At 65.4% G+C, this 22133-nt stretch carries 27 protein-coding genes and 1 pseudogene; 14 read left to right on the top strand and 14 right to left on the bottom strand.

What is annotated here, in order from left to right; all coding sequences use genetic code 11:
- The 3 genes and pseudogenes from BST42_RS28615 to BST42_RS28605 all read right to left on the bottom strand — a co-directional run.
- Nucleotides 1–284 (bottom strand): annotated as a pseudogene (locus BST42_RS28615) (VIT1/CCC1 transporter family protein); the annotation flags it as partial.
- Between the two features lie 245 nt (nt 285–529).
- The gene (locus BST42_RS30255; protein WP_237159639.1) at nt 530–880 is read right to left on the bottom strand and encodes an abortive infection family protein; all 351 of its coding nucleotides are present in this window, start codon (nt 878–880) and stop codon (nt 530–532) included.
- Between the two features lie 405 nt (nt 881–1285).
- Nucleotides 1286–1885, bottom strand: a complete 600-nt coding sequence (locus BST42_RS28605) for a recombinase family protein (RefSeq protein WP_083123077.1) — start codon at nt 1883–1885, stop codon at nt 1286–1288.
- A 244-nt stretch (nt 1886–2129) separates the two neighbouring features.
- Between BST42_RS28605 and BST42_RS28600 the strand changes: the two genes are divergently transcribed.
- Nucleotides 2130–2885, top strand: a complete 756-nt coding sequence (locus tag BST42_RS28600; protein WP_083123076.1) for a YfbU family protein — start codon at nt 2130–2132, stop codon at nt 2883–2885.
- Between the two features lie 625 nt (nt 2886–3510).
- On the opposite strand, the gene BST42_RS29820 is transcribed toward BST42_RS28600, so the two are convergent.
- On the bottom strand, nt 3511–3684 hold the full coding sequence (locus BST42_RS29820) for a hypothetical protein (RefSeq protein ID WP_165760961.1): 174 nt from the start codon (nt 3682–3684) through the stop codon (nt 3511–3513).
- A 450-nt stretch (nt 3685–4134) separates the two neighbouring features.
- Nucleotides 4135–4356: a hypothetical protein gene (locus BST42_RS28595; RefSeq protein WP_237159638.1), complete on the bottom strand. Its 222-nt coding sequence runs from the start codon at nt 4354–4356 to the stop codon at nt 4135–4137.
- Between the two features lie 93 nt (nt 4357–4449).
- On the opposite strand from BST42_RS28595, the gene BST42_RS30385 reads away from it, so the two are divergent.
- Both BST42_RS30385 and BST42_RS29815 read left to right on the top strand, forming a co-directional pair.
- Nucleotides 4450–4728, top strand: a complete 279-nt coding sequence (locus tag BST42_RS30385) for a hypothetical protein (protein WP_272818755.1) — start codon at nt 4450–4452, stop codon at nt 4726–4728.
- 7 nt (nt 4729–4735) lie between these two features.
- A complete protein-coding gene (locus BST42_RS29815) occupies nt 4736–4879 on the top strand; it encodes a hypothetical protein (protein WP_165760960.1) in 144 nt (47 codons plus the stop codon).
- Between the two features lie 19 nt (nt 4880–4898).
- Here the strand turns inward: BST42_RS29815 and BST42_RS28585 are convergent, their stop codons facing one another.
- From BST42_RS28585 to BST42_RS28570, 4 genes are all read right to left on the bottom strand, one after another.
- The gene (locus tag BST42_RS28585) at nt 4899–5174 is read right to left on the bottom strand and encodes a hypothetical protein (RefSeq protein ID WP_237159637.1); all 276 of its coding nucleotides are present in this window, start codon (nt 5172–5174) and stop codon (nt 4899–4901) included.
- Nucleotides 5175–5194: 20 nt separating this feature from the next.
- Entirely contained in the window at nt 5195–5428 is a 234-nt protein-coding gene (locus tag BST42_RS28580) for a hypothetical protein (RefSeq protein WP_083123073.1), read from the bottom strand.
- A gap of 88 nt (nt 5429–5516) precedes the next feature.
- Complete coding sequence (locus BST42_RS29970; RefSeq protein WP_110918828.1) at nt 5517–5951, bottom strand: hypothetical protein; 435 nt, start codon at nt 5949–5951, stop codon at nt 5517–5519.
- Nucleotides 5948–6769 (bottom strand): RNA polymerase sigma factor, encoded by an 822-nt coding sequence (locus BST42_RS28570; protein ID WP_083123072.1) that lies wholly within the window; start codon nt 6767–6769, stop codon nt 5948–5950. Before BST42_RS28570 ends, BST42_RS29970 begins: the two co-directional genes overlap by 4 nt.
- A gap of 368 nt (nt 6770–7137) precedes the next feature.
- Here BST42_RS28570 and BST42_RS28565 point away from each other — a divergent pair, with 368 nt between their 5' ends.
- On the top strand, nt 7138–7788 hold the full coding sequence (locus BST42_RS28565; protein WP_083123071.1) for a CAAX protease: 651 nt from the start codon (nt 7138–7140) through the stop codon (nt 7786–7788).
- 18 nt (nt 7789–7806) lie between these two features.
- Here BST42_RS28565 and BST42_RS29805 read toward each other — a convergent pair whose 3' ends face one another.
- On the bottom strand, nt 7807–7962 hold the full coding sequence (locus tag BST42_RS29805; RefSeq protein ID WP_165760958.1) for a hypothetical protein: 156 nt from the start codon (nt 7960–7962) through the stop codon (nt 7807–7809).
- 411 nt (nt 7963–8373) lie between these two features.
- Between BST42_RS29805 and BST42_RS28560 the strand changes: the two genes are divergently transcribed.
- Nucleotides 8374–9096 carry a ParA family protein gene (locus BST42_RS28560; RefSeq protein WP_083123070.1) on the top strand — a complete coding sequence of 241 codons (723 nt, stop codon included), beginning with the start codon at nt 8374–8376 and terminating at the stop codon, nt 9094–9096.
- Nucleotides 9089–9520 carry a hypothetical protein gene (locus tag BST42_RS28555; RefSeq protein ID WP_083123069.1) on the top strand — a complete coding sequence of 144 codons (432 nt, stop codon included), beginning with the start codon at nt 9089–9091 and terminating at the stop codon, nt 9518–9520. The genes BST42_RS28560 and BST42_RS28555 overlap by 8 nt, the downstream gene beginning before the upstream one ends.
- A gap of 223 nt (nt 9521–9743) precedes the next feature.
- Here BST42_RS28555 and BST42_RS28550 read toward each other — a convergent pair whose 3' ends face one another.
- The gene (locus tag BST42_RS28550) at nt 9744–9971 is read right to left on the bottom strand and encodes a hypothetical protein (RefSeq protein WP_083123068.1); all 228 of its coding nucleotides are present in this window, start codon (nt 9969–9971) and stop codon (nt 9744–9746) included.
- Between the two features lie 82 nt (nt 9972–10053).
- Here BST42_RS28550 and BST42_RS28545 point away from each other — a divergent pair, with 82 nt between their 5' ends.
- From BST42_RS28545 to mobF, 5 genes are all read left to right on the top strand, one after another.
- On the top strand, nt 10054–10344 hold the full coding sequence (locus BST42_RS28545) for a hypothetical protein (RefSeq protein ID WP_083123067.1): 291 nt from the start codon (nt 10054–10056) through the stop codon (nt 10342–10344).
- Nucleotides 10345–10355: 11 nt separating this feature from the next.
- Nucleotides 10356–10724: a hypothetical protein gene (locus BST42_RS29800; RefSeq protein ID WP_165760959.1), complete on the top strand. Its 369-nt coding sequence runs from the start codon at nt 10356–10358 to the stop codon at nt 10722–10724.
- A 67-nt stretch (nt 10725–10791) separates the two neighbouring features.
- Complete coding sequence (locus BST42_RS28535; RefSeq protein WP_036405108.1) at nt 10792–10989, top strand: ribbon-helix-helix protein, CopG family; 198 nt, start codon at nt 10792–10794, stop codon at nt 10987–10989.
- A gap of 433 nt (nt 10990–11422) precedes the next feature.
- Nucleotides 11423–12388 (top strand): rep protein, encoded by a 966-nt coding sequence (locus BST42_RS28530; protein WP_237159636.1) that lies wholly within the window; start codon nt 11423–11425, stop codon nt 12386–12388.
- A gap of 389 nt (nt 12389–12777) precedes the next feature.
- On the top strand, nt 12778–15690 hold the full coding sequence (gene mobF, locus BST42_RS28525; protein WP_083123066.1) for a MobF family relaxase: 2913 nt from the start codon (nt 12778–12780) through the stop codon (nt 15688–15690).
- A gap of 201 nt (nt 15691–15891) precedes the next feature.
- Here the strand turns inward: mobF and BST42_RS28520 are convergent, their stop codons facing one another.
- Nucleotides 15892–17322, bottom strand: a complete 1431-nt coding sequence (locus BST42_RS28520; protein ID WP_237159635.1) for a sensor histidine kinase — start codon at nt 17320–17322, stop codon at nt 15892–15894.
- The gene (locus BST42_RS28515) at nt 17319–18026 is read right to left on the bottom strand and encodes a response regulator transcription factor (RefSeq protein WP_083123065.1); all 708 of its coding nucleotides are present in this window, start codon (nt 18024–18026) and stop codon (nt 17319–17321) included. Before BST42_RS28515 ends, BST42_RS28520 begins: the two co-directional genes overlap by 4 nt.
- A 181-nt stretch (nt 18027–18207) precedes the next feature.
- On the opposite strand from BST42_RS28515, the gene BST42_RS28510 reads away from it, so the two are divergent.
- From BST42_RS28510 to BST42_RS28500, 3 genes are all read left to right on the top strand, one after another.
- The gene (locus BST42_RS28510; RefSeq protein WP_083123064.1) at nt 18208–18954 is read left to right on the top strand and encodes an MIP/aquaporin family protein; all 747 of its coding nucleotides are present in this window, start codon (nt 18208–18210) and stop codon (nt 18952–18954) included.
- Nucleotides 18955–19000: 46 nt separating this feature from the next.
- Nucleotides 19001–20506: a catalase gene (locus BST42_RS28505; protein WP_083123063.1), complete on the top strand. Its 1506-nt coding sequence runs from the start codon at nt 19001–19003 to the stop codon at nt 20504–20506.
- 204 nt (nt 20507–20710) lie between these two features.
- Nucleotides 20711–21184 carry a DUF2231 domain-containing protein gene (locus BST42_RS28500; RefSeq protein WP_110918829.1) on the top strand — a complete coding sequence of 158 codons (474 nt, stop codon included), beginning with the start codon at nt 20711–20713 and terminating at the stop codon, nt 21182–21184.
- Nucleotides 21185–21625: 441 nt separating this feature from the next.
- Here the strand turns inward: BST42_RS28500 and BST42_RS28495 are convergent.
- Nucleotides 21626–22133 (bottom strand): VIT1/CCC1 transporter family protein (locus tag BST42_RS28495; RefSeq protein ID WP_110918825.1); only part of this gene is annotated, 508 nt, incomplete at its 5' end.

The following is a 22133-nucleotide window of genomic DNA, read 5'->3' as shown; positions in this document are numbered from 1 at the left end:
GTAGCTCCCGGCGTTCCTTGTCTACTAGGGCGGCTTCGCTATCACGTTGGCTAGCGACCGACACGTACTCTCCGAGCGCACGATACCGCTCCCGCGACCAACCCAGCCAATCCGGCAGTGAAAATGGGGCCGCGGGAAGTGGTGGCACCCGCGACGCCGACCACGATGCCGGCGACCGACACGATCCCATCGTCCGCGCCAAGAACTGCCGCCCGCAACCAGTTCAACCTGCCCGCAACGCCGCCACCGTGCGGCTCGCCGGAATGGTCCGCTGCACCCGCCATCGCCGAGATATCCCGCCGCCTTTCCGCCGGCGGCGTGGGGGCCGCCCCCAAGCTCGGCTGCGGATCGTCCTCCATGGGGCTCCACTCAATCGCAAAGGCAACAATTTCACCAGTTAATGCAAAAGAACAGAGACCCCGCCCCCGTGAACCGGACTGAATTTGTTGGACCACCCCGCTTTTGGTGGGGTGCATCTAGACAGTATAGGGAGGCTGGGGCTTTGCCTACATGTGATCGTGGGTTGCCGTCAGGAGTGGGTCCTGGCCGCTAGAGCCTCAGCCGCCGTCGAGTTCCCGTGGCCGGTGCCGGCGTCGTTTCGGAGTCGATTGACCGCGGTGGCCAGCAGGAACAGACATTGATGCACTGCGCGGTGCGGGTCGGGATCGAGCTTCGGCAGCTCCGTGGGGGTGGCCATGCCGATAGCGGTAAAAGCACTGGTCAACGTGACCGGGAAGTTGCCCGACACCGGGTAGTCACCCAGAAGTTCTGTCAGAACGTGCCGGGCGGCGGCTTCGTCGAGTTCCTTGCCAGTGCCGACCTGTAGAGGTGCGTCGTCGGGGCTGGAGTTGATTCTGTCGACGTAGCTGCGCAGCGTCACTGTGAGTTCTGTGCCGCTGAGGTTGTCGATGACGGTCGGCCGTGTGGACCCGTCGGGTTCGAGTGTGAAGCCGAGCGGAGCGAAGGCGTTGGACGAGCTGGGTCACTCTCGCACTGCCGGCGTAACTCTCGCTGTCAGGGTTGAAGCCCCCGTGGGCCCGACACAGCGCCACAAGTTCTCGGGCCAAGGGCAGCCCCGCAGTCGCGTTGTGCGCTGCTGGTGAGGCGAAGACATGTCGGATTCGCTTCATCTTGCCCAGGTGGGACCCGTTCGATGTCCTTCCCTCTGGCGCGGGGTCGAGATGACCGAGGCCGTGGCGGGCGAATGCATCGCGGAGCTGCTGGTGTGAGGGGCTGCCTGAGATATCGAAAAAGGGGCCAAGGGCCGCGCCCAGCTCGGTCAGATTCATGACGGCTGCCTCGACTCCAGGACTTGACTGTCCACGGGTGCAGCGAGGTACCGGTATGCCGTGGCTCGGCTGATGCCGAACGCTTTAGCGAGTTCATGAACGGGTTCTCCGGTCTCAGCGAGACGACGGAGCTGTTGCTGCCTTTCAAGGGTCAGTTTGGCGGGCTTAGTGGCCGGCAGGCGGCGCGCCCGCCTGGAGTCACGAGAAGCGGCACGGCGCTCGCGGCCGAGCTCGAGCTCCAGCTCGGCCAGGGTGGCCATGATGGCGGCCACCGCGCGGCCTGTCGGTGTGCCGGTATCTATGCCTTCACGTAAGGCGCGCAACAGGATTCGACGTTCGCCGAGTTCCGCGATTGTGCGAGTAACTTCGGCGACGGAACGCCCGAGACGATCGATGGCGGTGACGACCACGGTGTCGCCCTCGCGGGCGTAGTGCAGCAGGGCCGACAGGCCTGGCCGGTCGGTATTCACCGCACCCGAGAGCTTGTCGGTGAAGATCTGGCCGGATTCGATGCCCTGGGCAGCAAGTGCGACCAGCTGTCCATCGAGGTCTTGGCCCGCGGTGCTCACCCGCGCATACCCAAGGATCGTTGTCACGCCACCACCGTCTCATCGACCTCCGACATTGAAGATCTGAGACACGCGGTATGAGACAAGAAATGAGACGGTGCGACCTGGCGCTATTCGACCGCAAGGTGGGCCGCGTACTGCTGTCTCGTTTCTCTAGAAACGAGAACAGCTCCTGGCGACACCGTGTCCCCCTGAACACCCTTGTCACACACGTAGTGTTGTGTGACACTGTTTATTGTTTGTCATACAAAATTACGTTAAGGAGGGCGATATGGCTGTCTTGAATATCCGAGTCGACGATCAGGTCCGCGCTGAACTCAAGGACATGGCTGACGCCGAGGGTGTCACCGTCAGCGAGTACGTCCGCGATCTACTCATGGCCGCGCTCGTCCCTGGCTATGAGTCCAAGGAGGACCACGGTGACCTGCCGGCGCCGGAGACGATGCGGATTGCTGACCGGCAGGTGCTTTCCCTGCTTCACCGCATCCTCGCGCGCGTGCTGCCCGAGGACAACGACGACGTGGACGGAGACCTCGGTTATCAGCTGGGGCGTGCGCGGGTGATCGAGGCGGGCTACACCGGGGAGTACTGGCGTGAAGTCGCCGGGTTCAGCCCCGAGCTGTCCAAGCGTGATTGTGGCCGTGTCCTGGACATCCTCGACATGTTCCGCATCATCACCTTCAGCATCCGGCGGCTGGAGAAGGACGGGACCGCAGTCGACGAGGACCTCAAGTACGAGCTGGAATTCCGGGGCTTCGACGGCAACGACGGCCTCGAAAACCACATGGCCCGCTACGTCGAGTTCCTCATGAGCGACGGCCGGTGGGCTGAACTGCACGAACAGTGGAAGAGCAACGACGAGGGGAACTCTCACTCCCTCATGCTCGACACCTACATGCGCATGGTTGCCGAACACCGCCGCATCAAGGCCAGCCGCGACCGCGGATTCCACCGAGAGGACTACCTGCTGTCCCTCGACGAGCTGCAGCAGATCGCAGACGCTCGCCACCCGTCGCGCCGCGGCTAGCCTTCGAGCGGGGCCTGGCTCCCCCGGTCTGGCGCAAAAGACACGAGACGGCTCCCGCCCGGCCCGCAAGCGGCCCGGTTGGGTCTGAAAATCCCGTGCCCCACTCAGGAGCGCGCGAGGCCGCCAAAAAGCTGTGCAGCAGAGTATTCGGCGTCGAACTACCGTTCACGGGCATGAGAAACCAGATCAGCACTCAGTGGGTGCTCATCGAAGCAATTCAGGCTGACGACGTCCTTTTCGACCAGGACTCACAGTCGAGCTGGCCGGTCCTCAGCTGCCAGCCACATCCGGCGCAGCACTGGCGTCGTCTGGTGTCGGGCGAGCCCGGGTCCGGTCGCTGCCTTAATGCCCCGATCGGTACATGGGTCCGTCGAGTGCTGCAGTAGGCCGCCCGCAACTGGTCGCTGGTCCGCCATGTGACGGCCTATGTGACCGCGCAGGAGCGGCCCCTGGCCGTGTCTGGGCATGAAAAAGCCTCGCGCGTCGAAATCGAGATTCGACGACTGCGAGGCGAAAGCCAGCGTGGTAATGCGCGTGAAGCCGCTGACGGGGACGTCCGCGCACAAGGAGGCTACGGCGGCATCGGCAGCTTTCTCCCGGCGGAAAGGACGCTCATTTCAGGGGGCTACCGAAGCCACTCGCGAAGCGCAGCCGCGGCGGCGCCCACGATCTCGGCGAGCCCACCGAGGATGGCCACGATGCGTTCTGACGGCTCATCGCGCCGGCAGAACACCGCTTGGTAGACCATCACCAGCACAGGCAGAATCCAGATCAGATTCCACGCGCCCGAGACGACCATATTGACCTCCTTGCGAGGTGTACCAACAGAAAGTGCCCGACCGGGGCCGGGCACAAAAAAAGCCGGGAAGACCCGGCTTCGACGCGCAAATAACGCGCCTTCTCATGGGTGAAACCATGAAAAGATCAGTCCAGCAGTACATTTCGATGGCTGGATAACCTACGGAACTGGCTGTGTGTGCAGTTGTTCGGTGAGCCCGCTAACGGGGCGGGAGAGAAGGTTTTCGAGGGTAGCGACCGGATGTGGACACAGTCGTGCTACTGCGATTGTGCGGCAAGTCTACCGGCATCAAGGCCTAAGCGGGGTGACAGAAAAGTCTGGGGAATGTGCTGGCATCAACCGGATTTTGGGCGCACTAACGGCACCCCGTTCACTGTACTCGCAGCTAGATGCATCCGAATGGAAGCAGGCAACCTGGGCGTGTTGCGCTGCTTCGTCGGGGACGATGTGTCATTCGTCGGGGATGACGGCTCCCGGCTCGAACGCCTCACCGGCGTTGAACTCCTCTTCAAAGCGGTCGCACAGGTCGGTGATGGCTTTGCGGATGAACTTCTGCTGGTGACTGATGCCGGTGTACGGCCGTGTCCACGTAATGGTGTTGACCATCCGCTCTTTCAACTCCACGGGCAACGACAGCAGGATGTCGGCGGAGATGCGGTCGCTCTGAGCCATCCGAACATCTTTACTGCTCTGGATCATGATCGTGCACGGTTGGCGAACTGCGGCTAGCTCCCCGTGTTCGGCGAGGCGGCCTATCCTGCGAAGGTGACGGAAGAGAGCGGCGATACCGGGGTGGTGCAGGGCCGCTGCTCCCCCGCGCCGGTGCGTCAACGGCCCGACCTCGGTATCCCGGATGACCGCGATGAGCCGTCTGCCGAGGACGACTGGCCTGTTGATGATCTCGATGACTGGCCCATCGATGATCCATCCGTTGACGTGGCGCGTCTCCGCGAAACGCTACGAGAAGCAGACGCCGACATCGCCGCCGGCCGCACGTTCGGCGAAGACGAGATCCGCGCCCGCTACGGCCTTCCCCCAAAATGAGGTCGAAGTGATTCACGTGGAAGTCGAGCCCGACCCGGATGACCTCGATGTCGGCTACGCCCAGCTGGCGTCGGAGTTCAACAGCGACACCGCCAATGGTGAACGCCGAGCCGCCCGGGACCGCTATGCGGGTCGGACTGGCGAGCCGTAGAAAAGAACGCCCCGCCTGTTCAGATGAGCCGGGGGTCGCCGTCTTCGTCGAGGATGATGTGCCGTTCGCCGCGCTGGAGTGCGTCGAGTGCGAGGTCTATCTCGTGGACGGCGAGATCGGTGATCCGGCTGGGGCCGAGGACGATGATCTCGTCAGTGTGTTCAGCGCCGCCGCCGGCCGCCAGACCGACGTACTCCGCGTTGGGGGCGACGACGAACTGCAGATCCCAGCCGATAACGTCTCCCACCTTGCGTGCGCGTCGGTCGAGAGCTCGCACGTCGTCGGCGGTCAGCACGTGATGCCCCTCCCCCGCCATCAGGCGTTGTCGGCGGTTATGCGGCGCAGCGTGTTCAGCTCGTTGAGCAGCTGCTCGTAGCGCTGAAGGGACATGACAACGGCGGCGGGCTTGCCGGCGGTGTCGGCCAGGACGATGTTGCCGCCACTGGTGGTCACCTGATTGATCAGGCGCTGATGCAGTTCGCGGACTGGGATCAGCTCACTGGGGACGGCTTGCGCGCCGCCGAGGGCTTCAACGGTGGTACGGATCATGGGATTTCGCCTTTCGGAAGTGGGTCGGTCTGGTGTCCCCTCGACCCGCCTGTCGAGCCGAGGGGACACTGCCGAATCTGGTTGATGCTCAACCGCGTTCGGTGACGGTGGTGTTGGGGTGACGTGCGGCCGTGGAGCCCTTCACGAACTTGCCGGTGATGGCACTGCGGTGATGGGTTCCGCTGCTGCGGTTGGCGCCCCGTTCGGTGACCGTGGTCTTGGGGTTGCGCGCCGCGGTGGACGCCTTGACGTAGCGACCGGTGGTCGCGCTGCGGTGATGGCCCTTGGCCATTGTCTTGTCCTTTCGGTTTGTCCGGCCCGGTGTTGAGCCGGATACCGGTCTATAAGTGCGCTCGTCGGCTCGATCCCTGAATTCCCCGGAATTGTTTCGGTCGCCCTCGGAGGCGCGGCGGGCCAGGGCGTCGCCTTCGGCGGCGGTCACCGACCTGCGGGCTGCCCGCGCGGTGGGGGTGCCCAACGAGCTGGCGTCGATCAGTGCGGTGAGGTGCTTGATGGTGGTCACGACGTCCTCTTTCGGTTTCGGAGTTGGCGGAGTTGGTGGCCGAGGAGGTTTTCCACGCTCTTGGCGTCGCGCAGCCCCAGCTTGTTGGCGATCTCGCGCTGGGTGAAGCCGTGTTCCTGCAGGAACAGTGCTTGGCGCGCCCGGTCGGTGGTCAGCAGGGCCATCGCTTCGGCCACGGTGTCGTTGGCGACGATGGTCTCCTCGATGCCCTTGATGACGTCGAACTCGTCTTCAGGGAGTTCGTCCATCGGCGTGGTGGCCTCCTGGATGCGCTCTTTCTCGGCCCGCAGTGCGCTGCGGTAGATGTTGGCGAACTGATAGAGGCACTGGCCGATGAAGAAGGTGCTCAGCGATGCACCTCCCGAGGGTTGCCAGCGGTGGGTCTTGAGCACCTTGTCGCGGAAGTAGATCAGCGCGGCGACCACGGTGTCGGTGGCGATGTCGTCGATGGTCTGGTCGTCGGGCCAGCCCTCGATGCGGCCCAGACCGTAGCCGGTCAGCGTCTTGGCCTTGCCGTAGATGGTGCCGTGGCGGATCCAGGCGCGCAGCACGCCGAGGCCGTAGCGGGTCAGTTCGCGGGAGAACCGCTCCCACAGCCGGCCGGTGAATTGCTCCAACTGCAGCGCCAGCAGCAGCTCCTCATCGGCTTGAAGACGCCGCAGTCGTTCCAGCTCGGCGGCCAGTTCGGCGGCCAGATCAGGGTCGTCGAGCCAGGCACCGACCAAGCCCTCGTCGACGTCCTGGATGTCGCCCTGGTTGTCCGGTTGTAAGCGCGCGGCATCAACGGGCGGGCCGGGGCGGCGTGCCGGTCGATCCATGGCTACATCTCCAGGAGGCGAGAAAGAGACAACCGATCCCTACGGTTGTCGCTTCCTCTTAAGTCCGCGCGTACGGCCTACCCCTGAAATCTGGAGAAAGTTTTTTCCAGGCAAGTGGTCGCGGGCCGTGCTGCGACCATTGTCCCAGGTCGAACCGACATGTTTCGGCATAGCGGAGGGCTCTGGGGCCCTGGACCGCGACCGAAAGATGGCCTTTCAGCCGCAGACAGCGCTGCTCAAAGCAAAGAGCCCGGGTCGGTCGCAAGGACCGAATACCGGGCTCTTCCTGGCTTTAACCGGGCACGCGCTACACGTCACACCGGTCTGTATGCACCCAATCGTACGTGGACCCCTGATAGAACTCAACGGTGACGGCACCGGGCCCCTGGGTTGAACAATGGTTGAGCCCCCAGCGATTCCACACGTACATGCTCCTGGCCGGTGGGGACCGCACCCGTGCTCTCGACCTGCACGAATGGAACACCCAGCTCAACGCCGCACTGCTGCACGATTTTGCCCACCTCGAAGTTGGCCTTCGCAACTTCTACGACCGGGCACTCATGAACGCCGTCCAGCCAGGCGAAGCCCACTGGACCGACCCAGCTTCATTCACCGCGCTATTCCCGGCGGTACCGGGCAACGACGCCCGCACCCACGCCGACCTGGCCTCCGCACGCACCAAGGCCGGCGGCCCGTCCGCCCCTCCCGGAAAAATCCTTGCCGAGCTGACCTTCGGGTTCTGGGTCCTGCTGACCAGCTCGCGGCACACGACGCTTCTCTGGAACCCACATCTGGAAGCTCTCTACCCGGCCGGGTCCCAGCGACACAAAATTCACTCCGGCCTCGATGACATGCGTAAGGCGCGCAACCGGGTAGCTCACCACGAGCCCGTCCGCGTCGCCGACGTCAACAACCTGATTCGCCGAATGCGCCGCTACGCCGGTTACATCTCTCCCGACCTCCGGCACTACATCCGACAGACCAGCACCGTCGACTCGCTCTTGCAGTCACGTCCTTGACGTGGTGCATGAGCGAGATCACCGTCGCCCGGTAAGCGCATCGATTATGTCGGCTACTGCGCGGCCGATATCGGTAATGCCGGTGGTCGAGCCGGTGGTGCGAACGACATAGGCTGCTAGAAGGCAGAAGCAGACGATCGCAACGATGCTGACGACGGCGGCGTTGGTACTCATGGGCGGTGCTCCATTGGGCGTATACGACCGGAACGGCGGAGCGGCTCCGGCGCCGCGCGGTCAGCGCGGTCCATACTTTCGAGGTCGCCGCAGGCAGAAATACAGGGTGTGCAGGGAAGCTGCCCTACTCGTTGCATAAGCGGGAAGCTAGTAAACCACCGTGCAGGACTTCGGCCGATAGCACTCTGAGCAGCAAAGATGGGCGATCTGTCGCAGTGGAAGTTGACTCAGAACAGGACAACGCCCAGCGGACGAAACCAAGGCCGCGCGTACGTGTCGGAAGCCGTGAGTGGGTCCACGGCGTGAGCCCGGAAAGCGTTATAACCTTCTGTCGTTCTAACGTTATAGAACTTAAACGGTAAAACGTTGTAGCACTTAAGCGTTACAGAGTTACAGCGCTATAATGCTGATGTGACAGTCAACATTGCTGTGTGCCACTCCCGTAAGGGTGGTGTGGGCAAGTCTTTCCTGGCCTACGAGCTGGCCCATCTGCTGGATGCGGTTCTCGTCGATCTAGAGCACGACGGGGGAGGCGTGACGGCCAAGTGGGGGTATCGCCCCCAAGATCACCCACGATCACGGCTTCTGGATGCACTGGAAGCGGGCGCCACCGCGCCGCGGCCGCTACGCGGATTCAAGAAGCCCGACCTCATTCCAGGTCATCCCGATCTCTATGACCACCAGCCCGACGCCAACACCATGGCTGATGCCCTCACCAAATGGGCATCCGAATGGGGCAAACCGTGGATCGTGGTCGACACCCATCCCGGCGCCAGCCCAGCTGCCCACGGTGCCCTGGCCGTGGCCAACATCGTGCTGGCCCCGACTGCGCTACGCACCGCTGAACTCGACGCCACCGCCGAGCTGGTCAATGAGGCGGCCGACTACCCGCTCGTCATCGTCCCCAACTTCGTCCCCACAACACCACCGGCCGCCGAAATTCAGCGACTGCGCAGCATCATCGCCAACACACCCGTACAGGTCGCTCCACCGATACCGACCGCGCTGCACGTAGGAACACGCAAGAAGCGCATCGCCATCACCGCCGAAGCGCCACCTGCGAAGTCGCTACAGAAAGTCGCGGCCGCGCTCACCGGTCTCAGCACCTTCGTGAAGGAGTACGTCAATGGCTGACGGCCTGGACTCGCTCACCGCCATGCGCTCGAAGTCGACCACATCGCGCCGCACAATCCCGCCGCCGCGACACCAACCGCGTCGCACGCCGGTCGACATGCCCGCCGCACCATCGCCAGCAGCCGTATCCGAACCGCCCAAGGCGCAGCCGCCGGCGGCCCCTGTTGCCTCGACGACGACCCCGCCGGCCTCCGGCACCGACCTCACGAAAGTGTCGATCTACCTCGATGACACCACGGACGCCTCCCTCGAGGCTGTGCGCGCAGCGGCCCGCGCGACCAAGCCACGCGTCGACGCCACTCGCAGCGCCGTCGTCCGACTGGCGCTTACCCGGCTCGCCGAACAGCTCACCCCAGCAGAAATCGTCGCTGAGCTGCAACGCAGCGCCGCCACCCATAGCGGCCCCGGCCGCAAACGCGCCTAAACAACGCTTTAGCGTTATAGCGCTATAACGCTAAAGCGTTCAATTGCGCACGTACGTCTTCCTCGGCCTCGATTGTGGCGAAACGATGGGTGGTGGCCGTCAAGGCCGGTAACCGCCGCTGCGCGGTCGACCTACGGTCGAGCCTGGACAGCCACCACCCACCGCGCACACGGGCCACTACGAGGAAGTAGCGGAAAAGCTGGTCATGAGGGGGAGCGAAGGGCTATTCGGACTGAGGCACGCCGGCCCGGTCCAGAAACTCGTTGAGCGCCGCATCCACGATGTCGGTGACCGCATACCCGCGGTCCTTCAACACCTCCACGCGCTGCTGCGTGCCTGGCCGCACATAGGTGTTCAACGGCACCTTCTGGTGCCGCTTACGCAAGGGCAGCGCGTTACCGGCAGCGCCGGGCATACCGCCGTCGAGAGCATCCCCAGCCGAATTGGGCATGCACGCATCCTACATGCAGGACTAGGAGTAGTTTGCACGCAAGTTGCTTGCATGTATGCACGCACGCTCTTACAGTGAGGGCATGGAAACTCCCGGCACGGTCCAAGACGACGTGAGTGCGGTTCGGGACTTCGCGTCCCAGGTCCGTGCGCTGTGTGCGCAGCTGACAGCCAATCCGTTCAACACCCCCGCCGCAGAGAAGCTCCTCGATCTGCTCCTGGAGGACGCCCCGGCAGTGGATCTCGCCTTCGAACGGGTGTTGCGGTCGGTGATCCACGGACCCGCATCGACCGGCGCCCCGATCCTGGACATGCTCGGCGGCCCATGCTGCACCGGTTCGAACGCCGCGCGCGTCGTCGGCGCGGCGGCCTAAAGTCGGCCCTGATGAGCCATCGGCCACACCACGTGTTGCTGCGCGCGAGGCGGACCGTGGTTGAAGACAGCTTCGGCCGTCAATTGGGCGCTCCTGTTGGCGATCATCTCGGTCAGGTCGTACTGCACTTCGCTGCAGGCCTCGTTGAGCAGAACCTGTTGCGCCGAGGCGATCGGGCCGCCCAGTCGCTCATCCGGTCGCCGATCGAGTCCATCTCCGAGAGCACCATGCAGGCCGCCTCGCTGGCGTATTCCTCGATGAACGCCGACCGCGCCTCAGCCGGCCACCACGTCGGGATCGGGAGCTGGGCCGTGTACACCGCCGTGATGGCCGCCTCCAGCTCGGCTGCATCGATCACAAGCCGAACGGTAGCCGTGTGAAAGGAGAGGCGGGATGTGCGCGTGTCGGTACCAGGTACATGGGTCTTTCTGCGTGAAGATCAGGTGCATGGCCCAACCGCACAAAGGTCCGCGCGAGCAGATCAAGGTTCGCGCTGACGCATCCGTCTACGCCCGGCTTCGCGAAATGGCCGCCGAACGCGGCACAAGCGTCAGCCAGCTTTCGGCCGACCTGCTCGCTATCGCGGTCGGGCGTCCCGAGGCTGTTCGCGAACTCGACAAGGAGGTTCTGCCGCTGGCGATGTGATCACCCGCCAGGACCCCAAACTTTGCTTGGAGGGCAGGGCGTCTTGGCCTACGTGACATCTGAATAGCTGGTGTGCGGATTCTCCCGCTGACATGACTAAGGCCCCGCGTTAGCGAGGCCCTGTCGGGGGTTTCGAACCGAGTTGGCGCTCGGTTCCGGGTCCGCACCCGATATCCCCGAAGGGACGATGACTTTGCCGGTCACGTCTCACGGTAGCGCACGTTCTACTGCGGTTCTAGATACGCCGCGAAAAGAGTGCGCGAATCGTGACCTCCACACCGGTTCCCAGCGCGCCAGCAGCGCGCGGCCGGCACCACTCGGCGCTGCACTCAGCAGCGCCGGTTCCAGCAGCCCCCATGTGGCTCGTGCGCACGCCAATGAGCGTCGTCGTGACTGGGTGACGCGCGCGGGCTCCTGCGCACCGTCCGCGCCGATGTGGACCAGTCGCGCCGGGTGGCTCGACGGGCTGTCTCGGTGGGTGCACTCCCCGGCGTTCGGACAGCTGTGCGCTGAGGCGCGGGTGTCGATCACCACGGCCACGCTGTTGTCGATCGCCACGGTGATGGCCGAGCACGCCGATCACGGCACCGGCCGCCACGTCGCCGTCACCCGCGCGACAATCGCCGACAAGGTGGGCTGCGACGTACGCACCGTCACCGCCGCCTGGCGCGTGCTGCGGGCCTCCAGATGGGCCGTGGAAGCCCAACGCGGCCACGGTTCGACAACCACACCCAGCGTCGGCCGCCGACCCTCGGTGTACCACCTGGTCCCGCGTCGCGAAGCCCGTCCAGCGACCCCACCGCTCGTGCATGATTTCCACCTACCGCCGTCAGGCGGTGTCAGTTGTTCTTCTCCCGTAGGGAGTTACTCACCAAGCGGGCGCGCAAGCGCGCCCGCCAACCGATGCTGCGACAACACGCGACAAGCCCGGCCGCGGCGCGCTACCGCGCGACCGCTGGCCACCCAGAAACTCGCCGCGGGACTGGTCGCGCTCACCCACGGTCTCGACCGCGCCCACATCGGTGCCATCTGCGATGCACTCACCGGCGCCGGCATCGACCCCGCAGTGTGGTCCGCGCGGGCGGTCAACGACGCCCTCAACGCCGACATGCGCACCCGAGGAACGACCTGGCCCGACCACATCGCCAACCCCGGTGCGTTCCTGGCCAGCCGGTTGCGACGGCTGTCCTGGACACCCCCCGAGACGGCGCCGACAAAGGCCGGCGGCTGCGCCGCCGCCAGCATCGACCAGACGCCGCACCCAGTGGTGCTCACCGATGCAGCGCGGGCCCGGATCACCGCCGCCCAAGAAGAGATCCGCCGAGTGCTCACCGAACGCGCCCAACGGCGCGGCGCGACATCGGGCTGTCGGTCCAGACATGGCACGGCGGCGCGATGAACCGACTCGCAGCAGACCACCGTGCGGTCCGCGGCGACGCGATGGAGCGCACCGTTGAACGTTCGGTCGACGAGGCGCCTAGTGGTTGCGAACCGGCGCGCTGACGGTGCGGCCAGACGCCACTCTCAGCACCCCCACCAGCGGCCTTTTCGTCGCTTTTCACTCACGTCTTCCGCACTGCCTCCCGCTTCTCTCCCACCCCTCTCGCTGTTCCCATGTTCGCCCGTTCCCCGCATCCCCGCATCCCCGCTGCCCCTCTCACAACCCACCCCCGACTTCAGTACTGCTCTACCGCTCTAACGATATGGCACATTTGCACAATTGTGTGCGATGCTTGGTGTTGTCGTCGTTTTTGGAGTTCCCTTGGCGCCGGTGAAGGGGGTGGTGCGGTGTTGACGGTGGCGAAGTTGTCGTTGTGGTCGGTGAACTATTACAACGACACCGCGCGGGCGGTCGGCGACGCTGTGGCCGACCGGCAGAAGGCCAACGGGGGGTTGGCGGAGTACTACGCCGAACGCGACACCCGCACCCCGGTATGGACGTGCGCGGGGGACGTTCGCGTGGTCGCGGAACTGGTCGGTTTGACCGACGGTGAGCGTGCGGGTGGGGATGCTGATCCCGACGTGGTGGCGCGCTGGCTGGACGCCGGGGTTGCGCCGTCAGGGGAGTGTGGACGTGCGCACGGCAGGAGCGGTGTGCACGGGTTCGATTTGACGTTCTGCGCGCCCAAGTCGGTGTCGTTGGTGCGGGCGTTCGGCGACGACGTGATCGACAAGGCGGTGTCGGCGGCGCATCAGACGGCGATCGCCGAAGCGCTCGAGTACTTGGCGGCCCATGCCGGCTACACCCGCGTGCACAACCCGGTCACGGGAGAGAAAGATCTGCAGAAGCTGCCCGGTTTGGTAGCCGCGGCCTACCAACACGAGACCTCGCGGGCGGGGGATCCGCACCTGCACACCCACGTGTTGGTGCCCAACCGGCAGGCCCGCGCCGATGGCCGGCTGGTGTCCATCGACGGCACGTCGTTGTTTCATGAAGCGCGTGCGGCGGGGATCATCTACCAGGCCACCCTGCGCCACGAACTGCACCGCCTGACCGGTATCGAATGGGGCCCCGTCGACCCCTCCACGGGGATGGCCGAGCTCGCCGGAATCGACCCCACAACCATCATTGCGTGGTCGCAGCGGTCGACTCAGTTGCGGCAGTGGGCGGCGTCAAATCTGACCGTTGTCGAGGAGGTGTCGGCGGCGCAGTTGGCGGCCGCGCAGAAGGCCACCCGACCGCGCAAACCCGAGTCCCTGTCTTGGCAGGAATTGCGCGCGCAATGGCACGCCGACGAGCGTGGTTTTCACGTGTCGCAGACCGCGCAACGCCAGGCCCGCACCGAGCGTGAACACACCGCCCGCCAGGCTGCGGCGCGGGTCACCCGCACCGGGGTGGCGGTGAATCGGCGCGCGGTGGCGGCCATGGCCGCCCGGGGCGATAAGGCCGCGTTGACGCGCGCGGATCTGATCGAAGTTATCGGCGCCCAACTCCCCCTCATCGACGCCCCCGTCGCAGGCTCCCACAGTGCCGGCGACCGTGGCGCGGCAACGCCGCGCCAGCTCATCGAAGCGTGCGTCGACGCGGTCGGGATGCGGCTGTCCGGGCCACTCTTACCGCATCAGCGGGAGGGCTCGCAGCGGTACACCGTAGACCTCATTTTGGCCGAGGAACGACGCGTGTTCGACCTCGTCGACGCCACCAATGTGCGGGCGATGTCGTGGGTGCGTCCCGAGCACACCGCCGCGGTGTTGGGGCTGTCCGAACAGCAGCACCAGGTGGTCAGCTCGATCGCGTCCACCCCGCAGTTGGTGGTCCCGTTGAGCGCGCCGGCCGGTGCCGGGAAGACCACCTCGATGTGGGCGTTGCGCACCATCGTCGAACGCCGCCAGAAAGCGCGGGTGATCGTGATCGCCCCCACCGGCAAAGCCGTCGATGTCGCCCTCGCCGAAGGCGCCGCGTCAGAGGGCTACACCATGCACGCCGCCCTGAAACGATTGGCCGAGGGCCAGCTGGAGTTGGGGCCGTTCGACGTCGTCGTCGTCGATGAAGCCGGCATGGTCGGCACCGGTCACTGGCGCCAACTGCTGTCCGCGACGACGGCGGCCGGGACGAAAACCGTGCTGGTCGGTGACGCCCACCAGCTGGCGCCGGTCAAAGCGCGCGGCGGGATGTTCGCCCAACTCTGTGACGAGCTGCCCTGGACCCAACGCCTGAGCGAGGTGTGGCGCCAGCACGACCCTGCCGAGCGGGCCGCGTCCCTGGCGTTGCGTGATGGTGGGCCCGCCCCGGTGCGCCGCGCGATCGACTGGTACCAAGAGCACCACCGCCTCGCGTGCGGGGATCGGGTCACCATGGCCGCCGACGCGCTGACCGCCCACCACCGCGATCTGGCGGCCGGGAAAGACAGCCTGCTGCTGGCCGACACCGTCGAGATCACCGACGCCCTGAATTGCCGGGTCCACGACCACACCGTCGCTGACCGCGCCCGCGAAGGGCTCGAGGTGGCGACGGTGACCGGGGCGCGCAACCATCACATCAGCGCCGGCGACGTCATCGTCACCCGCAGCAACGACCCCACCCTCCCCGTCACCGCCGCCGACCGTAGCGGCCCGCTGGCCGATGCGCCGGTCCGCAACGGGCAACGCTGGCACGTCGTCGCCGTCGACACCAACCCTGAGCATCCGCGGATCGCCGCCCGCCGGCACGGCGACCAAGCATGGGCCGTGTTCAGTGGTGACTACCTGCGTGAGCATGTCCAGCTCGGGCACGCGGTCACCGTGCACACCGCCCAAGGCGTCACCGCCGAGACCACCCATGCCGTGCTGGCTGACACCGCCAGCCGCAACCTGGCCTACGTCGCCCTGACCCGCGGCCGCGCATCAAATCACGCCTACCTCTACCACCGCGCGGTCGGCGAAGGCGACCACCAACACCGCGACCTATCCGGGACCGACGGGGTACACCTGGCCCACCGCGGCAGCCCCACCCAAGCCGGCCGGGTGCTGCGCCAGATCATCGGCCACGACACCCCCGCCCGCACGGCCCACCACACCGCGGCCGAGACCCCCGACTATGAGCTACCCGACCGGGTCGCCTCCCTCGTCGCCGAACATCACCGCACCGTCACCGCCCGACTCATCAGCCATCGGAGATCTCAACGTAGACAACGGGATCGAGCCCTCGACCGCGTACTGGGGCTCGACCAGAGCCAATCCCGGAGCCAGGAAAGGGACCAGGGCTATGACCTCAGCCTCTGACCCGGCGGCCGTACTTGACACCGGCCGGATCGACGCGGTCGCTGAGGCGCATCCCCACGACTGAGGACACCACGGTCACACCGCTCGGAGTGGGTCGAGCTGGCGGCGATGTAGCGCGCGGATGCGCGGGCTGCGCTTGGATCGCGACGCGTTAACCGATTGCGCGGCAGGTGGTCGAGGCCGCCGTCGAGAAGGACACGATCAATGATCGCTGTTGGCATCAGACTCGCCACGCTCGCCGCGTTCCTGTTCAGCTTTTACGCTGTCGCGCCGACCTATCCGCCAACGGCGGCGCGCATTCCGGCAGCACGCGTCGGTCCGCGCGCTACCGCGGTGGTCGGGGCCTTGTCGGAATGGGCGGCGGAGTGTCTGTCTAGTTTTGCCGATGAGTGTGTGGGTGGGGTTCGGTTGCGGTGTGGGGGGCAGGAGGATGGTGAATGTGGCGCCGCGGCCGCTAGCGCCTTCGACGACGAGGCGTCCGGCGTGTGCGGCGACGATTTCCTGTACTAGGGCCAGCCCGATCCCGTAGCGGCGCTGACCGTCGGGTCGGGTGGGACCGTGGGCGAACCTGGTGAATAACTGCTGGGTCTGGTCAGGGTTGAGGCCGATTCCGCTGTCGGCGACTGCCAGGCGAATAGCGCTGTCATCGTGATCAATTCGTAATTCCACCCGGCCACCGGGTCGCTCGTGTGCGATCGCATTGTCGACGAGGGCTGAGACTGCTCGCCGCAGTGCCGGGCCTGATCCTGTCAGCGGCACGGTCCGGCTGTCGCTGACGACCTCGAGGCCGACGCCTGCGGCGGCGGCGTGCGCGCGGTAGCTGTCTCGCACCTGCTTGGCGAGGGCGACGAGATCGAGATGTTGCCATCTCTCGGGGTGTGCGGCGCGTTCAGCGGAGACCAGCAGGTCGTTCACCACTTCTCCCAGCGCGCGGGTGTCTGCGACCAGGCCGGCGATCTCGCGCTGCATCGGCTCGCTGATCGGTTCGTGGGTGGCTTCCAGCGCGAGCATCTGAGCGCGGGTGTGTAACACGGTCAGCGGTGCTCTCAGTTCGTGGGAGGCGTCGGCGACGAATCGGCGCTGTAGCGCAAGGGCGTCGGCGAGGGGCCGGACGGCGCGGCGCGACATTATCCCCAGCGCAGCTGCGACGCCGAGCATCCCGAGGATCTCGGCCCCGGCCAATGAGGCGAGCAGGCGTTGTTCATCCGCTTTCCGGGGTCGCTGGTCGACTAGCGCCGCGACTCGTCCAGTTTTGTTGTCCTGCACCAACAGTCGGTAGTCGACGCCGTTGTCCGACACGTCCTTGTACCCGGTGGGCAGATCAAGAAACGAGGTGGCACCTGGTGGGGCGTTCGCACTGAGGCTGACCGTTCCATTAGGGCTGCGTAACGCCAAGGCCATACCCGGCGGTGGATCGGTCACATCGTCAACGATGCGGCTGATGTCAGCGAGTTCCCGATCGGTGGCTTGCCGCTGGCGGTGGCTGTCGACCAGGTAGACCAGCAGACCGATGACGACCAGCGCCGCGGCCAGCAGCACAGCCGACCGTAGTGCGGCGCTGCGTCCTGCCCTTCGCAGCACCGCGGCATCGGCCAGCTCGGCGGGGGTTTGAGTTTCGCGGCGGCGCGTCACGCGGAACCGAGGCGGTAGCCGAGGCCGTGGATGGTCACGATGACGTCCTTACCGAGCTTGCGGCGCAGGTAACTGACGTAGGTGTCCACCGCGCCGGGACGCTCCGCGCCGTCGAAGACCCGTGCCAGGAGTTCCTCGCGGGTGAAAGTGCGTCCCGGTCTGATGGCCAGGACCTGCAGGAGTGCGCATTCGCGGGCGGTCAGCTCGACGGGGTCCCCGCTATCGTCGTCATCGACGACGTGACGTTGCTGCGGGTAGAACCGTCGCCCGCAGACCGGCAGCGACGTGGCATGTTCGCTGTGGCGGCGCAGCAGCGCGCGCAGCCGCGCCAGCAGCTCGGGTATCTCGAACGGCTTGACCAGGTAGTCATCGGCGCCGGCATCCAGGCCCTCGACACGGTCGGACAGGGTGCCGTGAGCAGTGAGGACCAGCGCCGGGGTGACCACGCCGCGAGACCGCAGGCGTGACAGGAGTTCGACCCCATCGAGCACGGGTAATCCGCGGTCGATCACCATCGCGGTGTACGAGCGGCTGAGTCCTCGGTGCAAGCCGGCCTGGCCGTCGTGGGCCAGGTCCACGGTGTACCCCTGGCCGAGGAACAAGCGTTCGAGCAGCGCCGCGAGCTGGCGGTCGTCCTCGATCACTAGGAGGTGGCCGTCAGCGGCCGGCGTGGAGCAGGCAGCGCCGGTGCGGGCAGATGCCATAGCGCGAATCCTCGCACGGTAGAGGGCGGTGAACTGTGGTCTCCCAGAAGTTTCGCAGAACTGGTTGGCACTGTCTGGGTCAGGAACCGATGTCGCGAGCGATGCCAAATTGGCCGCCCGGCGTGGGTTTCGCGGGCGGCTCACCACCTCGGCGCCGCACCCACGATTGGTTGGAGCGAAGATGCGCAAGTACGCGACGGAGTTCATCGGCACGTTCGGGTTGGTGTTCACCGTCGCATGTGTTGTCCTCACCACGTCAGCGCTGGCCCCGCTGGCCATCGGGTCGGTGTTGATGGTCATGGTCTACGCCGGCGGCCATGTCTCGGGCGGACACTACAACCCGGCCGTCAGCCTGGCGGTGTATCTGCGCGGCAGGCTGCCGCTGATGGACTTACCTGCTTACTGGCTGGCCCAGATTCTCGGCGGCGGGTTGGCCGCAGCCGCGGCCAACCTGGTCATCAGTCCGACCTCGTCGACCCCGGCGGCGCTGAGCTTCACCGGCCGAACCATGAGTGCAGCCTTGCTGGCGGAGTTTCTGTTCACCTTCGCGCTGGCCTATGTCGTGCTCAACGTCGCCACCAGCAAGGACCATCCGGTGAACTCGTTTTACGGGCTCGCGATCGGCTTCACCGTCGCTGCCGGCGCGATAGCCGTGGGCGGAGTCAGCGGGGGGGTGTTCAACCCGGCCGTCGCGATCGGCGGCAGCGTCATCGGGATTTTCTCGTGGTCAAACCTATGGCTTTACCTGGTGGCCGAGCTGGTTGGCGCCGCTGTTGCTGCGTTGGTCTTCCGCCTCGTCAACGCCGACGACCACGGCCCTGTCCCGCCACCGGCCACCGAGATAGTCCGAGAGTCCGCCGGTCGCTACGCGCAACCGGCGCCCACGATCGAGTCGCCTTTGAATCCCCCCTCGACCCCAGTCCAGTGATTCTCGAAACAACAAGTCGTCACCAGTACACAAGGAGACACCAGCAATGACCCGACCGCAGCCAACCCCCCCCACCACCACCGATTCCGGTGCCCCGGTCCCCAGTGACGAGCACTCGCTCACCGTCGGCCCCGACGGGCCGATCCTGCTGCACGACCACTACCTCATTGAGCAGATGGCGAACTTCAACCGGGAACGCATTGCCGAGCGTCAGCCCCACGCCAAGGGCGGCGGTGCGTTCGGCCACTTCGAAGTGACCCACGACGTGAGCGCCTTCACCCGGGCGGCGGTGTTTCAGCCAGCGACCAAGACCGACACCCTGATCCGGTTCTCCAGCGTCGCCGGCGAGCGCGGCAGCCCCGACACCTGGCGCGACCCCCGCGGGTTCTCGCTGAAGTTCTATACCGCCGAGGGCAACTACGACATGGTCGGCAACAACACCCCGGTGTTCTTCATGCGCGACCCGCTGAAGTTTCAGCACTTCATCCGCTCACAGAAGCGCCGCGCGGACAACAACCTGCGCGACCACGACATGCAGTGGGACTTCTGGACGCTCTCCCCGGAGTCAGCGCATCAGGTCACCTGGCTGATGGGAGACCGCGGGATCCCGCGGACCTGGCGGCACATGAACGGCTATTCCAGCCACACCTACATGTGGGCCAACGCGCACGGTGAGAAGTTTTGGGTGAAGTACCACTTCATAACCAACCAGGGCATCGAATGCTTCACCCAGCACGAGGCCGATCAGATGGCGGCGGCCGACGCCGACTATCACACCCGCGACCTCTACGAACACATCGCCGGCGGCGACTTCCCCAGCTGGACGCTCAACGTTCAGATCATGGCCTACGAGGACGCCAGGACCTACCGGTTCAACCCCTTCGACCTGACCAAGGTGTGGCCGCACGCCGATTACCCGCTCACCGAGGTCGGCCGCCTCACACTGGACCGCAACCCCACCGACTACCACACCGAGATCGAACAGGCCGCGTTCGAACCGAACAACCTCGTGCCGGGTATTGGTTTGAGCCCCGACAAGATGCTGCTGGCCCGGGGGTTTGCCTACTCCGATGCCCACCGCGCCCGCCTCGGTGTCAACTACAAGCAGATCCCGGTGAACGCCCCGCACGCACCCGTGCACAGCTACAGCAAAGACGGGCCGATGCGGGTCCATAACGTCGCCGACCCGGTGTACGCGCCGAACTCCTACGGCGGCCCGACGGCCGACCCGTCCCGCACCGACGATGCCGGGCTCTGGCACGCCGACGGTGACATGGTCCGCGCCGCGTACACGTTGCGCTCCGAGGACGACGACTGGGGCCAAGCCGGCACCCTAGTCCGCAAGGTACTCACCGACGAGCAGCGCCAGCGACTAATCGACAACATCGTCGGCCACCTACTCGACGGCGTATCCGAACCGATTCTGCAACGCGCATTCACCTACTGGCACAACGTGGACCACAACCTCGGCGACGCCGTTGCATCAGGCGTGCGCAACCAACAGGGCAAAACGGACACGAACTCCGCAGCAGGCCAACCCTCCGACGCCTGATGACCGCACCGATGTACGGAGATGAATCGGTATCGGCACGCCAGGTACCGGGCCAATAGCTAAGGTGTGCTGGACCTATCAACTCGCACGCTCGTCATGCAGGTCCTTGACGTGTCAACTGCTTCCCGACGTGACCCAGGCCCTCGAAGTTAGCCCGGTGATTCCCTTCGCCAAATGAAGGCCCGACCCAATCAGGAGTTGACAATTACCACGATCGCAGGCCTGCCGGCCCATGTTCTGCTGGTTCATCTCGTCGTCGTCCTCGCGCCAGCGACCGCGCTCTTGGAGATGTTATGCGGACTTTGGCCGGCAGCCAGGCGTCGGCTGGTCTGGCTGGTATTGGCCATGGCAGTAGTGACAACCGTGTTGACGCCGCTGACCACCGAAGCGGGCCAGTGGTTACTGGACCAGGAAAAAGACCCGACCGCAATACTGCAGACACACGCCGAGCGCGGCGAACAGATGATCTACTTCTCGATTGCGCTTCTCCTAGTCGCCGTTGCGCTGGCCTTCTTGCACTGGCTGGAGGGCCGATCCGACAAGCGCCGAGCCGCCGCCAATATCGCGGTGCTGCTTCTGGCGGTAGTCGTAGGAATTTCGTCCATCGTTGCAGTCGTGCGGATCGGTGATGCCGGGTCCCGGGCGGTATGGGGCGACAACGCCAACAGCGGTAATTAGTTTCGGTTTCACCGTGCAAATGCGTTAGCGACTCACCGTTGTGCGCGTTCCTGGACTTGCCGCCGAATTCCGTCGAGTGCGTCATTTACGTTCTCCGCCTGCCATGACAGCCTGGGGTAGGAGTCACACAGCCCTAGGTACACGCAGTATTCGGCTGACCACAGGACTCGGTAGGTGACGCCTTGGTCGTCGACGGTCACACGAGCTGCCGACCAGTCGGCGTCGCGACGGGTTCTCGGATCGCATTGCCTTGGCGCGCGGCTCACCGGTTACTGTCAGTTGTGTGCACCGTTCTTCTTTCCTTTCGCGCAGTTAGCAGGGCGGCGGCAATGACCTCGCTTCGTTAACAGGATCTCGAATGTCGCCGATTTGCAGCGTTCGGTCGGGTCACCGCTAGCCCATCCCGTCACGATATTTGAACATGTTGGGTTGTGAGGAGGGTCAGGTGATTGCCGTTCCGAAAAGATGCCCAATACCGTAGGTGAACGCCAATCCAAGCGCGCCGCCAATCACGATACGCAGCACGGCGCGGCGAATGTTGCTGCCGCCGATGCGCGCGCCGAGTGCTCCGGCCAGGCCGAGCGCAACCAGCACGGCCGCGAAGGTAATCGGCACCCGCAAGCTGGGCGGGGGCAGCAAGATGGCCAGCAGCGGCAGCAACGCACCGACAGTGAAAGCTGCCGCCGATGCGCCCGCTGCGTGAACCGGGTTGGCGAGGTCATCGGGGTCGATATTCAGTTCGGCGTCGAGATGTGCGGCCAGCACGTCGTGGTTCTTCAACTCGGCGGCGACTTGCGCGGCGGTCTGCGGTGAGAGTCCTTTGGCCTCATAAATCGCAGTTAGCTCGGCATGCTCGTCGTCGGGCAGCTCGCGTAGCTCCCGGCGTTCCTTGTCTACTAGGGCGGCTTCGCTATCACGTTGGCTAGCGACCGACACGTACTCTCCGAGC

The organism is Mycolicibacterium rhodesiae (genome assembly GCF_002086695.1).
Taxonomy (GTDB): domain Bacteria; phylum Actinomycetota; class Actinomycetes; order Mycobacteriales; family Mycobacteriaceae; genus Mycobacterium; species Mycobacterium rhodesiae.
The sequence above is the reverse complement of the archived record's forward strand: the minus strand, read 5'-3'. Positions and strand labels throughout refer to the sequence as shown.

Coding starts and splice junctions, on each gene's coding strand:
- BST42_RS28570 (WP_083123072.1), bottom strand. CDS start 6,769: ATGGATCGACCGGCACGCCGCCCCGGCCCGCCCGTTGATGCCGCGCGC.
- BST42_RS28550 (WP_083123068.1), bottom strand. CDS start 9,971: ATGCCCAATTCGGCTGGGGATGCTCTCGACGGCGGTATGCCCGGCGCT.
- BST42_RS29800 (WP_165760959.1), top strand. CDS start 10,356: ATGAGCCATCGGCCACACCACGTGTTGCTGCGCGCGAGGCGGACCGTG.
- BST42_RS28580 (WP_083123073.1), bottom strand. CDS start 5,428: ATGATCCGTACCACCGTTGAAGCCCTCGGCGGCGCGCAAGCCGTCCCC.
- BST42_RS28515 (WP_083123065.1), bottom strand. CDS start 18,026: ATGGCATCTGCCCGCACCGGCGCTGCCTGCTCCACGCCGGCCGCTGAC.
- BST42_RS28535 (WP_036405108.1), top strand. CDS start 10,792: ATGGCCCAACCGCACAAAGGTCCGCGCGAGCAGATCAAGGTTCGCGCT.
- BST42_RS29820 (WP_165760961.1), bottom strand. CDS start 3,684: ATGGTCGTCTCGGGCGCGTGGAATCTGATCTGGATTCTGCCTGTGCTG.
- BST42_RS28600 (WP_083123076.1), top strand. CDS start 2,130: ATGGCTGTCTTGAATATCCGAGTCGACGATCAGGTCCGCGCTGAACTC.
- BST42_RS28545 (WP_083123067.1), top strand. CDS start 10,054: ATGGAAACTCCCGGCACGGTCCAAGACGACGTGAGTGCGGTTCGGGAC.
- BST42_RS29805 (WP_165760958.1), bottom strand. CDS start 7,962: ATGAGTACCAACGCCGCCGTCGTCAGCATCGTTGCGATCGTCTGCTTC.
- BST42_RS28510 (WP_083123064.1), top strand. CDS start 18,208: ATGCGCAAGTACGCGACGGAGTTCATCGGCACGTTCGGGTTGGTGTTC.
- BST42_RS28505 (WP_083123063.1), top strand. CDS start 19,001: ATGACCCGACCGCAGCCAACCCCCCCCACCACCACCGATTCCGGTGCC.
- BST42_RS28530 (WP_237159636.1), top strand. CDS start 11,423: ATGTGGACCAGTCGCGCCGGGTGGCTCGACGGGCTGTCTCGGTGGGTG.
- BST42_RS28555 (WP_083123069.1), top strand. CDS start 9,089: ATGGCTGACGGCCTGGACTCGCTCACCGCCATGCGCTCGAAGTCGACC.
- BST42_RS28595 (WP_237159638.1), bottom strand. CDS start 4,356: ATGGCTCAGAGCGACCGCATCTCCGCCGACATCCTGCTGTCGTTGCCC.